This is a genomic window from Noviherbaspirillum aerium, assembly GCF_008929045.1.
GTDB classification, from domain to species: Bacteria; Pseudomonadota; Gammaproteobacteria; order Burkholderiales; family Burkholderiaceae_D; genus Noviherbaspirillum; species Noviherbaspirillum aerium.
The window spans coordinates 14,683-28,706 of record NZ_VFAH01000007.1 but is presented as its reverse complement, the minus strand read 5'-3'; the positions used below and the strand labels follow the sequence as shown (position 1 = coordinate 28,706).

The window sequence follows — 14,024 nt, the reverse complement described above, 5'->3', positions numbered from 1 at the left end:
GATGAAACGCAGGCTGCAGCGGGAAGTGAAACAAACTCGCCCTGCGGGCTCAGACAAGTTTCACTTCTTGTCCGCTGAAGCCTGCGTTTCATCGGCTGCCTGCAAGCGGGTAACTGCCACAGCCTCTATAGATCCGGCCCGAAAATAGCTTGGACCGGCTACCCTCACCCCGGCCCTCTCCCAGAAGTAGAGGGCAAGATCAGCGACCCGAAAAATGAACCGTTTTTCGGGCCGGATTAATAGCGGTGGTTTGTTGAAGTAGAAAAAACAGAAGCCATGAAGAGGAAAGCACAGCTTATTTCTGTTCTCAGATGCACGCTTGCCTATGCAAACATGTTAATTCTGCGGGGTCTGTTCATTCATTTCATACCTTATCTGCTCAGTTCAACAAACCACCGATAGAGCGGATTGCAGGTAAATGGTCGGTCGCCTCGGCTTGCCCTGGGCGCATTGCGGCGTTGGTCGTCGCTGGTGTGGCCCGGCCACACGGCGCTTCTCCCGTAACGGCCGAGGTCGCAATGATATGTCTGTGACCGCGTATGCCATCTTCAAGTCGCGGCAGAGCTTCCCCGGCAGCTCAATCCAGTTCCTGTCGAATGCGTGACGAGCGGCGAATCGGAGACGCACATGGAACAAGCGTTAATTATTTGCCACATACGCGATGCGCCCAAGGAAAAAATCCATTCGGCAAAGTCCATAAACAATCGCAGGATAGAAAGGAAGGCCAACAAGATGTCGCCCCATATGAATACCAAGCTTTTTACTGGAGGGGCGTCGACCGAGCCAGCGACTTCGGTCACCGCTGAACCAGGCAACAATTCTTTTGCGACGCCGGCTCCATCCCCGACATTTGATGGCTCGTCATCCTCACCGCCACCCAATCGGTCACCTAAAGACAGAGGCGCCGAAGTACAGATTCGCTCACTACTGAAATCTCCTTTACCCAATTCAACTGGAAGAGCCGCTCATAAACGGCAGACATCCACAGAAATTGACCACCTCTTTGCAGAAGCGGAAACATCTCAACCCAAGAGGCCAAGACCAGTGCCGGGTGCCCAAGTGGCTCCTCACTCTTCGAACCAAATCGCGGATACTGCCCGCTCCCCAGGGGAAATATCTGGCGAGCCATCGGATGGTATCGCCGCATATTCCAATCCCAGTTCGGCAAGTCTGCCAATGGAAATTGTTGCTGATGTGAGAAAACGATCTGCTGACGAGTTCTTGACAGACATTGAAACATTCCGAAAAGACATTTATGCATTCCAAGCTGATTTGCCGGGTCCAGGCACGCCAGAACACGACATCATGAGAAATCGGCTGGGGGATACCCATGCCGTGCTTGATCTAATGATGGAAACCTGTTCGCCAACGCTCGAAAGCGAGGTTTCTCTCACCTGTTTTAAGGGAACCAAACCGATTGGCCTTGCCACGGTCACCACAGAGGGCGATGATCCTCCTTATCTTCATATTAATCAGATGGTCACTCACCCGGAGTATTTCGGAGTTGGCGCCAACCTATTGACACGTATCGTGCATATGTCCCAGGCGTTAAGACAGTCTGGAAACATAACGTTAATGCCAAAGAACGACACCGTGGCCGCAATCTATGAAAAGCAATTCGGCTTTCAACATATGGACGGTGATTATGTCGACTATATGATCCTTCGTCCGGAAAACATGCCTGACAAGTGGCAGAAGGATAGCTCGGGGCAGTGGCAGTTCGGTTAATCGCTTGTAAGCGTATGGCAAAGGACGTTATTAACTGTTCGCTTAGGACTCATTAGCCAATCCGCGATGGTGCTTTGTGCTGCGCTTCCGGGTCCTTCGCAATACGGGCATGCTGGGCATACTCTTTGCCTTTGTCTGAAGCACTGTATGGACGCAGCCGGCCAACGGCGTTGGCAGAGAAATCATGGCGTCTGCTATCTCCTGACTTGCCCTCGTTGAGCGTCACCTGTTGTGCTCTGCGGAGGCTTGCCGGTAGCGGCCCGACAGCCGCTCATCTTGTTTGCGTCCCCAAAGAAAGCGGCTAAAGAAAGAGGTCGCAGACAGGCAGTCTCTTCGAGCTTCACGATGAAGCGCAGGCTTCGTAGGTGCGAAACAAACTTTAGGCAAGCCCACTTCTTGTCAGCTGGCGTTTCGCCGGCTGCGTGCAAGCGGCTAACTGCCACAGCCTCCATGTACAAGATTGGCCTAGTACCGATTTCAAGTCATGAAGCGCAAATATGACCGTTGAAATTTTTCGGCTGGCGAGGCCGAGGTTGCAGATCGAAAGCCATGGCGGGGCCATGCACAATGGATAGCGAGCGCAACGCGGGCCGATAGGGAAAGACGCGGTCAGATGGAATAGATTGGAACCGGCATTACGCCTCGTTCATCCGCTGCCGGTATTCCCCCGGTCCGGTGCCTGTCCATTTCTTGAATGCACGATGAAACGCGCTCGGTTCGGCGAAGCCGAGTTCGAGCGCGATATCCATCACGCTCTTTCTGGTGTGGCACAGGTAGTCGATGGCCATGTCGCGCCGCAGCTGGTCCTTGATGGCCTGGAAGGACTGGCCTTCATCTTCGAGACGGCGGCGCAGCGTGGACGGGGTCATGTGCAGGCTTTGGGCGAAGCTGTCGAAGTCGGGCCATTCGGTGCGGGCGGCGGCGCGCAGGCGGCGGCGGATCTGGGCGGCGAGGCCGGTGGTGTTCTTGTATTTGAGCACGATGTTGGCCGGCGCCACGCGCAGGAAATCCTTCACCGTCTGTTCATTCTGGATCACCGGCAGCTTCAGGTAGCTGCGGTCGAAGCAGAGCGCGGTGGCTTCCTGGCTGAAGCGCAGCTGCTGCGAATACATGAACGGATATTCGGCGCTGCGCGACGGCTCGGGATAGGCGAATGCGGCCGACAGCACGGGAATGCGCCGGCCCACCAGCCAGCAGGCCACGCCGTGCTGCATCATCAGCAGGGTTTCATGGCCGAATACCCGCGGCGCACGCGCGCCCGGCTTTTCCCGGATGGCGAGGTAGCCGTGGCGGGCATCGGTCTCCAGGCCGCAGTGGAAATCGTCGAGGATGATGTTGAAGAAGCGGGCCATCCGCTCCAGCGCGTGCTCCAGCGTCGGGCTGTGGATCAGCATCTGGCACATCATCGCGAAGCTGCCCACCTTCATGCGCCGGGAATCCTGGGCGAACAGCTCGTCGTCCAGCACCCGCGCCACGCCCAGCCAGAGCGCGCTGAAATTCTGCGCGGTGACCCTGCCTTGCGGCGTGTGCAGCAGGGCAGGCGAGATACCGGCGGCGCGCAGCAGTTCCTCGGCGTCGAGCCCCCGTTCGAGAACGGGCTCAAGGGCCGACTGGACGAAATAAATGGAGATGCTGCCTTTTTCCATGCGCCTGAATTGAGCGGAAAACCGATCCATGACGGCAAAACAATGCCGAACGGACAGATTTTATCCCGGATGTCCGCTCGTGCCGGGGAGGCAGGTCAAAAAGTGGCAAATACTTTCAAACGCTTTGATGTTTTTTGACATGGTCCATCCCATTCCGGCTTTTTATACTGCAGGACAAACCGGCCGCGCATGAAGCGGTATACAACAATAAGCGCGCCGGGCCCGCTTTCATCATCTCGGAGACAAGGTGAACACCATGACCGCCAACCCGGCTACCCAGGCATTTTTCGAGGCGCGCGATTTCCTGCAGCGCCATCGCGAAGACTACGAAACGGCCTACCGCGACTACCGCGCGCCGCAGCTGACCACTTTCAACTGGGCGCTCGACGTCTTCGACGTGCAGGCGAAGGACAACCAGACGCCGGCGCTGTGGGTGGTGGATGAAAACGGCAGCGAACAAAAGATTTCTTTCGCGGAAATGGCCGAGCGCTCCAACCGGGTCGCCAATCATTTGCGCAGCCTCGGGGTGAAGCGCGGCGAACGCCTGCTGCTGATGCTGCCCAACCGCGTCGAGCTGTGGGAAATCATGCTGGCCGGCATCAAGCTCGGCGCGGTCATGGTGCCGACCACCATGCTGGTGTCCACCGAAGACCTCGCCGACCGGCTGCAGCGCGGCCAGGTCCGGCATGTGATTGCGCAGGCTTCCGAGACGGCCAAGTTCGCGCCGCTGCCCGGCGATTACACCCGCATCAGCGTCGGCGGCCAGGCGGACGGATGGCATGCCTTTGAAGACAGCGCCGGCGCCAGTGCTGATTTCGCGCCGGACGGCCCGACCATGGCAACCGATCCGCTGCTGCTGTACTTCACTTCCGGCACCACTTCCAAGCCCAAGCTGGTGCTGCACAGCCACCAGAGCTATCCGGTCGGCCACCTGTCGACCATGTACTGGATCGGCCTGAAGAAGAACGACGTGCACTGGAACATCAGCTCGCCCGGCTGGGCCAAGCATGCCTGGAGCTGCTTCTTCGCGCCCTGGAATGCCGGCGCCACCGTGTTCGTCTACAACTATGCGCGCTTCAATGCGAAGAACTGCCTCGACGTGATCGCCCGCTGCGGCGTGACATCGCTGTGCGCGCCGCCCACCGTCTGGCGCATGATGATCCAGGAGGACCTGGGCAAGTTCAAGGTGCCGCTGCGCGAGCTGGTCGGCGCCGGCGAGCCGCTCAATCCGGAAGTGATCGAGCAGGTCGAGCGCGCCTGGGGCATCCGCATCCGCGACGGCTTCGGCCAGTCGGAAACCACCGCCCAGATCGGCAACACGCCGGGCCAGCTGCTCAAACCGGGCTCGATGGGCCGTCCGCTGCCCGGCTACCGGATCACGCTGCTCGACCACAATGACGCCCCGGCCGATGAAGGCGAGATTTCCATCCTGCTGGAACAGCGTCCGCTCGGCCTGATGCTGGGCTATGAAGGCGACGACAGGAAAACCGCCGAGGTCATGCGCGACGGCCACTACCATACCGGCGACACCGCCGTGCGCGACGCCGACGGCTATTACTTCTATGTCGGCCGCAATGACGACGTGTTCAAGTCTTCCGACTACCGCATCAGCCCCTTCGAGCTGGAAAGCGTGCTCATCGAGCACGAGGCGGTGCTGGAAGCGGCGATCGTGCCGAGCCCGGATGCGCTGCGGCTGTCGGTGCCGAAGGCTTTCATCACGCTGCGCGAGGGCCACACGCCCAGCCGCGAGCTGGCGTTGTCGATCTTTCAATTTGCGAAGGAGAAACTCGCGCCCTACAAGCGCATCCGCAGGCTGGAGTTCGCGGAGCTGCCCAAGACTATTTCCGGAAAGATCCGCCGCGTCGAGCTGCGCAAGCAGGAACAGGCCGAACAGGCCCGGGCGGGATCGGAACGGCGGCCGAACGAATATTGGGAAGAAGACCTGTCGGCGTGAATGAAGCCATGACCATGCCGCATTCCGAAAACCGGAAACGCTGCGCCATTGCAAATCCTTGCAGTGAATTTGGCGTTTTCCGGCATGGAAAGCGGCGCGGCGGCTTTCTATACTCAAGAGTATTTGCAAAAAAGTATCAGCGTTTCCGTCCTCTCCCCGTCAGGGAAAGGCTTAGGGCGGGGACAGGTTTCCTCGGCGTGCCAAGCATTGCCTTTTTCCGCGACCGGAACCCGTCCCCGCCCGACCTCCCCTGAACGGGAGGCAGAGAAAACCCATCCGTCCGAATCATTGAAGGATCCGCAATGACCGACCTCTCCATCGCCCAAAAGCTGACCGAATACAAGCCGGCCAACAAGGTACGCTTCGTCACCGCCGCCTCGCTGTTCGACGGCCACGATGCCTCGATCAACATCATGCGCCGCATCCTGATGGCCAACGGCGCGGAAGTGATCCATCTCGGCCACAACCGCTCGGTCGATGAAATCGTCACCGCCGCGCTGCAGGAAGATGCGCAGGGCATCGCCATTTCCAGCTACCAGGGCGGCCACGTCGAATACTTCAAGTACATGATCGACCTGCTCAGGGAACGCGGCGGCGCCCACATCAAGGTGTTCGGCGGCGGCGGCGGCGTGATCGTGCCGTCCGAGATCGCCGACCTGCACGCCTATGGCGTGGCGCGCATCTTCTCGCCGGAAGACGGCCAGCGCCTCGGCCTGGTCGGCATGATCCTGTCCATGATCCAGGCCTGCGACGTCGACCTGTCGAGCTATGCGCCGGCCTCGCTGGAAGCGCTCACGCAAGGCAGCATCGCCGAACGCCAGCGTCCGCTGGCGCAGCTGATCACCGCGCTGGAAAACGAAAAGGCGGAGCCGGGCCTGAAGGCCGAACTGCACAAGGCCGCCGATGTCATCAAGACGCCGGTGTTCGGCATCACCGGCACCGGCGGCGCCGGCAAGTCCTCGCTGACCGATGAACTGATCCGGCGCATCCGCCTCGACCAGGACGATGCCTTGAACATCGCCGTGATCTCGATCGATCCGTCGCGCCGCAAATCCGGCGGCGCGCTGCTCGGCGACCGCATCCGCATGAATGCGATCAATCCCTGGAACGGCCAGTCGCGCGTGTTCATGCGGTCGCTCGCCACCCGCGAAGCCGGCTCGGAAATCTCGCAGGCATTGCCCGACGTGATCGCCGCCTGCAAGGTGGCCGGTTTCGACCTGGTCATCGTTGAAACCTCCGGCATCGGCCAGGGCGACGCCGCCATCGTGCCGCACGTGGACCTGTCGATGTATGTGATGACGCCCGAGTTCGGCGCCGCCTCGCAGCTGGAAAAGATCGACATGCTGGATTTCGCCGATTTCGTCGCCATCAACAAGTTCGACCGCAAGGGCGCGCAGGATGCGCTGCGCGACGTGGCCAAGCAATACCAGCGCAACCGCGAACTGTGGAGCAGGAAGCCGGACGAGATGCCGGTGTACGGCACGCAGGCGTCGCGCTTCAATGACGATGGCGTGACCGCGCTCTACCAGGGCCTGCTGCCCGCGCTGGCCGGACTGGGCCTGAAAACGCAACCCGGCAAGCTGGCGCCGGTGTCGGTGCGCTTCTCGTCCGGCAAGAACGCGATCGTGCCGCCGGCGCGCACCCGCTATCTCGCCGAGATCGCCGATACCGTGCGCGGCTACCACAGGCATGTCGGCGCCCAGGTGGAACTGATGCGCGAGCGCCAGCACCTGCAGGAAGCGGCGCGCCTGATGCAGGCCGCGGGCAAGGCCGCCGACGTGAGCGAGCTGGTGGACGAGCGCGAAGCCCGCATGTCCGCCGAAGCGAAGAAGCTCATCGCCATGTGGCCCGACATGCAGGCCGCCTATGCCGGCGACGATTACGTGGTGAAGATCCGCGACAAGGAAATCCGTACCCGCCTGGTGCAGACCACGCTGTCCGGCACCAAGATCCGCAAGGTGGCGCTGCCGAAGTTCAAGGACCACGGCGAGATCCTGCGCTGGCTGATGCTGGAAAACGTGCCCGGTTCCTTCCCGTACACCGCCGGCGTGTTCGCCTTCAAGCGCGAAGGCGAAGACCCGACCCGCATGTTCGCCGGCGAGGGCGACGCCTTCCGCACCAACCGCCGCTTCAAGCTGGTGTCCGAAGGCATGGATGCCAAGCGCCTGTCGACGGCCTTTGATTCCGTCACGCTATACGGCGCCGATCCGGCGCCGCGTCCCGACATCTACGGCAAGATCGGCAACTCCGGCGTATCGATCGCCACGCTCGACGACATGAAGGTGCTGTACGACGGCTTCGACCTGTGCGCCCCTTCGACCTCGGTGTCGATGACCATCAACGGCCCGGCGCCGAGCATCCTGGCGATGTTCATGAACACCGCGATCGACCAGCAGCTCGACAAGTTCCGCGCCGACAACAGGCGCGAACCGACCGACGACGAGGCCGCCAAGATCCGCGCATGGGTGCTGCAGAACGTGCGCGGCACGGTGCAGGCCGACATCCTCAAGGAAGACCAGGGCCAGAACACCTGCATCTTCTCGACCGAGTTCTCGCTGAAGGTGATGGGCGACATCCAGGAATACTTCGTGCACCACCAGGTGCGCAATTTCTATTCGGTGTCGATCTCCGGCTACCACATCGCCGAAGCCGGCGCCAACCCGATCTCGCAGCTGGCCTTCACGCTGTCGAACGGCTTCACCTTCGTCGAAGCCTATCTCGCGCGCGGCATGCACATCGACGACTTCGCACCCAACCTGTCGTTCTTCTTCAGCAACGGCATGGACCCGGAATACACGGTGCTCGGCCGCGTCGCCCGCCGCATCTGGGCGGTGGCCATGCGCGAGAAGTACGGCGCCAACGAGCGCTCGCAAAAGCTCAAGTACCACATCCAGACCTCGGGCCGCTCGCTGCATGCGCAGGAAATCGACTTCAACGACATCCGCACCACGCTGCAGGCGCTGATCGCGATCTACGACAACTGCAACTCGCTGCATACCAACGCCTACGATGAGGCGATCACCACGCCGACCGACGAATCGGTGCGCCGCGCGCTGGCGATCCAGCTGATCATCAACCGCGAATGGGGCCTGGCGAAGAACGAGAACCCGAACCAGGGTTCCTTCATCATCGAGGAACTCACCGACCTGGTCGAGGAAGCGGTGCTGCAGGAGTTCGAGCGCATCGCCGAACGCGGCGGCGTGCTCGGCGCGATGGAAACCGGCTACCAGCGCGGCAAGATCCAGGAAGAGTCGATGTACTACGAGCAGCTCAAGCACGACGGCACGCTGCCCATCATCGGCGTCAACACCTTCCGCAATCCGAAGGGCGACACCATTCCGCAAAGCCTGGAACTGGCGCGCTCCACCGACGAGGAAAAGCAGTCGCAGCTCAAGCGCCTGGCCGAATTCCACGAGCGCAACGCGGCGCGGGCGCCGGCCATGCTGCAAAAGCTGCAGCAGGCGGTGATCGAGGACCGCAACGTGTTCGAGACGCTGATGGAAGCGGTACGCGTCTGCTCGCTCGGCCAGATCAGCAGCGCGCTGTTCGAAGTCGGCGGCCAGTACCGCCGCAGCATGTAAAACGCGCATCCGGCCGCTCTCCTGCTTCAGCGGGAGCGGCCGCATAATCACTCCACCTTCCGTTTCATGACATGAGCCAATACCGCCCCCCGCTATCCGACATCGCCTTCCTGCTCAAGCAGGTGTTTCCGCTTGATTCGCATGCCCGGCGCTGCGGCTTCGACTTCGATGCCGACACCGCGCTCGCCATTGCCGAGGAAGCCGGCAAGTTCGCCGCCGACGTGATCGATCCGCTCAACCGCGCCAGCGACGTGCAGGGCGCGCGCTGGAACAATTCCGAAGTCACCACCACGCCGGGCTTCAAGGAAGCCTACAAGGCCTTCTGCGAAGGCGGCTGGAACGGCCTGCGCTTTCCGGAGCAGTACGGCGGCCAGGGACTGTGCGCGGTGATGGCGACGCTGGTCGATGAAATGTGGCACGCGGCCAGCTTCAGCTTCGCGTTGTGCCCGATGCTCACCAACGGCGCGGTGGAAGCCTTGCTGACCGCCGGCAGCCAGCAATTGCGCGATACCTATCTCTCCAGGCTGGTGACCGGCGAATGGACAGGCACCATGAACCTGACCGAACCGGCCGCCGGCTCCGACCTCGCCGCCGTGCAGGCCAAGGCCGTGCCGCAGCAGGACGGCACTTACCGCGTCAGCGGGCAGAAGATATTCATTACGTTCGGCGAGCACGACTTCACCGACAACATCATCCATCTCGTGCTGGCGCGCACGCCGGATGCGCCCAAGGGCGTCAAGGGCATTTCCCTGTTCGTGGTGCCGAAGTTCCTGGTCAATGCCGACGGCAGCATCGGGCAGCGCAATGACGTGCGCTGCGCCTCGCTGGAACACAAGCTCGGCATCCATGGCAGCCCCACCGCCGTGATGCTCTACGGCGAGAAGGAAGGCGCCGTCGGCTACCTGGTCGGCGAGGAAAACCGCGGCCTGGAATATATGTTCATCATGATGAACGAGGCGCGCTTCTCGGTCGGCCTGCAGGGCCTGTCGATCTCGGAGCGGGCCTACCAGCATGCGCTGGGCTATGCGCTGGAACGGGTGCAGGGCCGCGCCGTCGGCGACGATGGAAGCCTGGGCAACACCATCCTGCGCCATCCCGACGTGCGCCGCATGATGCTCGGCATGAAGAGCCGCAATGAAGCCATGCGCGCGCTCGCGGTCTATGTCGCGATGCAGAAGGATGTCGCCCACGCCGCGACGCTGGACGCCGAGGCGCGCAAGAATGCGCAGACCCGGATGGAACTGCTGATCCCCGTGCTCAAGGGCTGGTTCACCGAAACCGCGCAGGACGTGACTTACGATGCGGTGCAGGTGTTCGGCGGCATGGGCTTCATCGAGGAGACAGGGGCCGCCCAGTACTACCGCGATGCGCGCATCACCACCATCTATGAGGGCACCACCGCGATCCAGGCCAACGACCTGGTCGGACGCAAGACCGTGCGCGATCGCGGCACCGCCGCTTATGCATTGCTTGACGAGATCGATGCCGACGCCAGGGCGCTGCGCCAGCTGGAGCATGCCGCGGCGCGTGCTCTGGGCGAGCGCCTGAATGAAGCCTGCGACGCGCTGCGCGGCACCGTGCGCTGGCTGCTGGAAAAGCAGGAGGGCGCGGCGCGCGAGGTGTACGCGGGTTCGGTACCCTACCTGCTGTTGTGGGGCAATGTCTGCGGCGGCTGGATGCATGCGCTGCGCCTGTCCGCCGCCCTGCGCGAGGGCGCCGACGCGGGCGCGCCGACCGTGGTGTCGGCCCGCTTCTATGCGGAGCAGCTGCTGGTGGAGGCACCGGCGTCGGCGGCGGCGATACAGCGCGGCGGCGCCAGCGTGCTCGACTATCCGGACAGCGCATGGTAGGCATTGAACAATGCGCGCCGAACAATGAGCGTCCAACACTGCGCGATGAACAGCGAACGTGAAGTGAAGGGCCACGCAATGAAACGCGAACAGATCCGCAAGCTCAAGCGCGCCGCCGCCGCCGACCGCAATGCGGAAGCGATGCAGGTACTGCTGCAGCGCTCGATACGTTTCGGCCACAAGCGGCTGGCCCTGCTGCGCTGCCTGCAGGCCGAACGCATGGGACTCGCCGTCCTGCCCGAGACGCTGCGCTACTGCCGCGAGATCGCCGACCGCATGCCGGCCGATGAAGTCGCCCGGCTCATCCGCCAGGCGGCGCAGGCGGTTGAATGAACCTGCGCGGCGCGGATTGCGCCGCTCAAGTCTGATCAATGCCGTCTTGGTACCATTGCAGGTGCCACCGGATTACCCCCGGGATAACTCCAGAAAAACGAAAGGATTCGCCATGCAGGAAGAACTGGTATTGAGCCGCAAGGAAGGCCGCGTCGGCATTCTGCAGCTGAACCGCCCGGCGCAGCTCAACGCGCTCAACGACGCGCTGATGGATGCGCTCGGCGCGGCCCTGCTCGCCATGGAAAAGGATGACGGCATCGGCTGCATCATCCTCACCGGCAGCGCCAAGGCCTTTGCCGCGGGCGCCGATATCTCCGCGATGCAGCCGATGACGCTGTCCGATGTCACCCGCAACAACTTCATCGGCCGCAACTGGGAGACCATCCTGCAGGTACGCAAGCCGGTGATCGCGGCGGTGGCCGGTTATGCGCTTGGCGGCGGTTGCGAACTGGCAATGATGTGCGATTTCATCATTGCCGCCGACAATGCCAAGTTCGGACAGCCGGAAATCAAGATCGGCATCATCCCCGGCGCCGGCGGCACGCAGCGCCTGCCGCGCGCGGTGTCCAAGTCCAAGGCCATGGACATGGTGCTGACCGGCCGCATGATGGATGCGCAGGAAGCCGAGCGCGCCGGGCTGGTATCGCGCATCGTGCCGGTGGACAAGCTGGAACAGGAAGCGCTCGACGCCGCCACCATCATTGCCGGCATGTCGCTGCCGAGCGTGATTGCCGCCAAGGAAGCGGTCAACCGCGCCTATGAAGCCACGCTGTCCGAAGGCGTGCGCTTCGAACGCCGCAGTTTCCATGCGCTGTTTGCGACGCAAGACCAGAAGGAAGGCATGAAAGCCTTCCTCGAGAAACGCAAGCCGGATTTCCGCCATGAGTGAAGCCGACCGCTCCGCCATCGTGAACGAGACGCTGGAGATCATCGCCGGCCGCCGCTCGGTGCGCGCCTTCCTGCCCAAGCCGGTGGACACCGGCATTCTCGAGTCGATCCTGGAGACCGCCAGCCGCGCGCCGTCCGGCACCAATACCCAGCCGTGGAAAGTGTATGTGGTGACAGGCGACACGCAGCGCCGCGTGATCGAGCGCCTGGTGCAGGCCTTCGATGATCCTGACAAGGCGGCGAAATACCAGGAAGAGTATCCGTATTACCCGCGGGAATGGATAGCGCCCTATATCGACCGCAGGCGCAAGGTGGGCTGGGACCTGTACACGCTGCTCGGCATCGGCCGCGCGGACAAGGCGCGCATGCATGCGCAGCACCGCCGCAATGTCGAATTCTTCGGCGCGCCGGTCAGTTTGTTCTTCACCATCGACCGCATCATGCAGCAGGGCAGCTGGCTGGATTACGGCATGTTCCTGCAGAACGTGATGCTGGCGGCGCGCGCGCACGGGCTGGAAACCTGCCCGCAGGCGGCGATGAACGAGTTCCATGCCGTCCTGCGCGAGCTGCTGGACTGGCCGGACAATGAAATGATGGTCTGCAGCATGTCGCTGGGTTATGAGGACACCGGCGACATCAGCGGCAAGCTGGTGACGGAACGCGAACCGGTGCGGGGCTTCGCCCGCTTCTTTTCCTGATCCGCAACTTGCCGCGCGGCAGGCGCATTCATGGCGGCACGCCGGTGTCGCCATGTCGGGAAAGCGAGAAAGCTCTTCAGCGTCAGGAACCTGACATAACTCCATCGGTCAGTGAAGAATAGGTACTGACGATGGAGTTTTTATGACAGTCGAAGAAATTCTGGAATTCATCAGAAGTACCGAGACAGCGGAAGTGGATGCAACGACTGTTGCTGAAATTTATGCCCACGCACTGTCCGCCATCGAAGGAAATATTTCAGAGACGGATATGCGCCGGCTGCTGCTGCTTGGTGCGGCGATGTATCGCAATGGCGAGAAAGGCAGGGGCGTGGATCTGCAGATGCCTTACTCCTCGCTCGACGAACAGGTGTCCGACTTCTACACCGACCTCAGTCCCAAGGGCGGTCTGCACTGAAGCGGGCGTCCTGCGACTCTTCACTTGGCCCGCATATCCTGCGTCGGGAGCGGCATCGCGCTCCCGACGCAGAATGCAAGTTCCAATCTCGATCGCGACCCGATCACGACCCGTAGTGCCGCTTCCGCCGCAAGTTTCCGATGCCTGCGTCCCTGTCATCCGCATGTCCGCGCGACAAGGGCGCTGCCGTGTATCCAGCCTGCATTTCTTCCCGCGTGCGGACCAGTGAAACGGTTCGCCTGCCGGCACTGAAAGGGAAGGGAACCGTTCAGCAGCATTCCGCGCGCACTGCGGCCCGCACGCGCGAGACGCGGGAGCGTACCGTGCCGATCGGAATATTCAATTCCCGCGCCGCTTCCTCATAAGTCGTTTCTCCGTCCAGTACCGCCTCGAAGGTGGCGCGCATTCCGGGATCGAGGCGGCCGAGAATGTCGTTGACCCGGGTCGCAATCTGGCGCGACTCGATCACGATCATCGGATCGATGCAATGCTGATCGATGATCTGCTCCAGTTCCGCCTCGTCGATGGAATCGCACAATGAAGAACACGTGCGGCGCACATGATTGCGCGCCAGATTGAGCGCGATGCCGAACAGCCAGGTCGATGCCTTGGACAAACCCGAGAAGCGCTCGGCGCATCGCAGCGCTTCAAGGAAGGTGGTCTGAACGACGTCTTCGGCATCTTCCGGATTACGCACATAGCGCAGCACAAAGCGCTGAAGCTGACGTTGGTATTGCAGGAAGAGTGTATTGACGTCTATGGCAGGCTGAAGGGCTGTTTCGGTACCCATGGCGACGGCGTGTGTCATCGTGATCTCCCAGTTGATCTGCGTTTGTCGTCGGCTACGGCGATTGCGCTTTGTCGCTTTGCGTTCCGGTGTCCTTGTTTTTATGCGCTGCCGTTACCGTGACTGCACGATACCCAGCGATCG

10 protein-coding genes are annotated in these 14,024 nt (G+C 61.9%); 8 read left to right on the top strand and 2 right to left on the bottom strand.

All coding sequences use genetic code 11. The annotated features are described in order from the left end of the window. Nucleotides 1-627 precede the first annotated feature (627 nt). Nucleotides 628-1,728 carry a GNAT family N-acetyltransferase gene (locus FH061_RS12145; RefSeq protein ID WP_151636096.1) on the top strand — a complete coding sequence of 367 codons (1,101 nt, stop codon included), beginning with the start codon at nt 628-630 and terminating at the stop codon, nt 1,726-1,728. A gap of 635 nt (nt 1,729-2,363) precedes the next feature. Here FH061_RS12145 and FH061_RS12140 read toward each other — a convergent pair. Beyond that, nucleotides 2,364-3,374, bottom strand: coding sequence for an AraC family transcriptional regulator (locus FH061_RS12140; RefSeq protein ID WP_151636095.1), 1,011 nt, complete (start codon nt 3,372-3,374; stop codon nt 2,364-2,366). Nucleotides 3,375-3,630: 256 nt separating this feature from the next. On the opposite strand from FH061_RS12140, the gene FH061_RS12135 reads away from it, so the two are divergent. The 7 genes from FH061_RS12135 (at nt 3,631) to FH061_RS12105 (ending at nt 13,093) form a co-directional block, all read left to right on the top strand. Beyond that, nucleotides 3,631-5,328, top strand: coding sequence for an AMP-binding protein (locus FH061_RS12135; RefSeq protein ID WP_151636270.1), 1,698 nt, complete (start codon nt 3,631-3,633; stop codon nt 5,326-5,328). 302 nt (nt 5,329-5,630) lie between these two features. Then, nucleotides 5,631-8,909 (top strand): fused isobutyryl-CoA mutase/GTPase IcmF, encoded by a 3,279-nt coding sequence (icmF, locus tag FH061_RS12130; RefSeq protein ID WP_151636094.1) that lies wholly within the window; start codon nt 5,631-5,633, stop codon nt 8,907-8,909. A 71-nt stretch (nt 8,910-8,980) separates the two neighbouring features. After that, the gene (locus FH061_RS12125; RefSeq protein ID WP_151636093.1) at nt 8,981-10,759 is read left to right on the top strand and encodes an acyl-CoA dehydrogenase; all 1,779 of its coding nucleotides are present in this window, start codon (nt 8,981-8,983) and stop codon (nt 10,757-10,759) included. A gap of 24 nt (nt 10,760-10,783) precedes the next feature. After that, on the top strand, nt 10,784-11,092 hold the full coding sequence (locus tag FH061_RS12120; RefSeq protein WP_151636092.1) for a hypothetical protein: 309 nt from the start codon (nt 10,784-10,786) through the stop codon (nt 11,090-11,092). A 112-nt stretch (nt 11,093-11,204) separates the two neighbouring features. Next, on the top strand, nt 11,205-11,981 hold the full coding sequence (locus tag FH061_RS12115) for an enoyl-CoA hydratase (RefSeq protein WP_151636091.1): 777 nt from the start codon (nt 11,205-11,207) through the stop codon (nt 11,979-11,981). Then, complete coding sequence (locus FH061_RS12110) at nt 11,974-12,678, top strand: nitroreductase (RefSeq protein ID WP_151636090.1); 705 nt, start codon at nt 11,974-11,976, stop codon at nt 12,676-12,678. Before FH061_RS12115 ends, FH061_RS12110 begins: the two co-directional genes overlap by 8 nt. A gap of 142 nt (nt 12,679-12,820) precedes the next feature. Beyond that, nucleotides 12,821-13,093 carry a hypothetical protein gene (locus FH061_RS12105; RefSeq protein WP_151636089.1) on the top strand — a complete coding sequence of 91 codons (273 nt, stop codon included), beginning with the start codon at nt 12,821-12,823 and terminating at the stop codon, nt 13,091-13,093. Nucleotides 13,094-13,361: 268 nt separating this feature from the next. On the opposite strand, the gene FH061_RS12100 is transcribed toward FH061_RS12105, so the two are convergent. Beyond that, complete coding sequence (locus tag FH061_RS12100) at nt 13,362-13,901, bottom strand: RNA polymerase sigma factor (protein ID WP_151636088.1); 540 nt, start codon at nt 13,899-13,901, stop codon at nt 13,362-13,364. Nucleotides 13,902-14,024 lie beyond the last annotated feature (123 nt).

Coding starts and splice junctions, on each gene's coding strand:
- FH061_RS12145 (WP_151636096.1), top strand. CDS start 628: ATGGAACAAGCGTTAATTATTTGCCACATACGCGATGCGCCCAAGGAA.
- FH061_RS12140 (WP_151636095.1), bottom strand. CDS start 3,374: ATGGAAAAAGGCAGCATCTCCATTTATTTCGTCCAGTCGGCCCTTGAG.
- FH061_RS12135 (WP_151636270.1), top strand. CDS start 3,631: ATGACCGCCAACCCGGCTACCCAGGCATTTTTCGAGGCGCGCGATTTC.
- icmF (WP_151636094.1), top strand. CDS start 5,631: ATGACCGACCTCTCCATCGCCCAAAAGCTGACCGAATACAAGCCGGCC.
- FH061_RS12125 (WP_151636093.1), top strand. CDS start 8,981: ATGAGCCAATACCGCCCCCCGCTATCCGACATCGCCTTCCTGCTCAAG.
- FH061_RS12120 (WP_151636092.1), top strand. CDS start 10,784: ATGAGCGTCCAACACTGCGCGATGAACAGCGAACGTGAAGTGAAGGGC.
- FH061_RS12115 (WP_151636091.1), top strand. CDS start 11,205: ATGCAGGAAGAACTGGTATTGAGCCGCAAGGAAGGCCGCGTCGGCATT.
- FH061_RS12110 (WP_151636090.1), top strand. CDS start 11,974: ATGAGTGAAGCCGACCGCTCCGCCATCGTGAACGAGACGCTGGAGATC.
- FH061_RS12105 (WP_151636089.1), top strand. CDS start 12,821: ATGACAGTCGAAGAAATTCTGGAATTCATCAGAAGTACCGAGACAGCG.
- FH061_RS12100 (WP_151636088.1), bottom strand. CDS start 13,901: ATGACACACGCCGTCGCCATGGGTACCGAAACAGCCCTTCAGCCTGCC.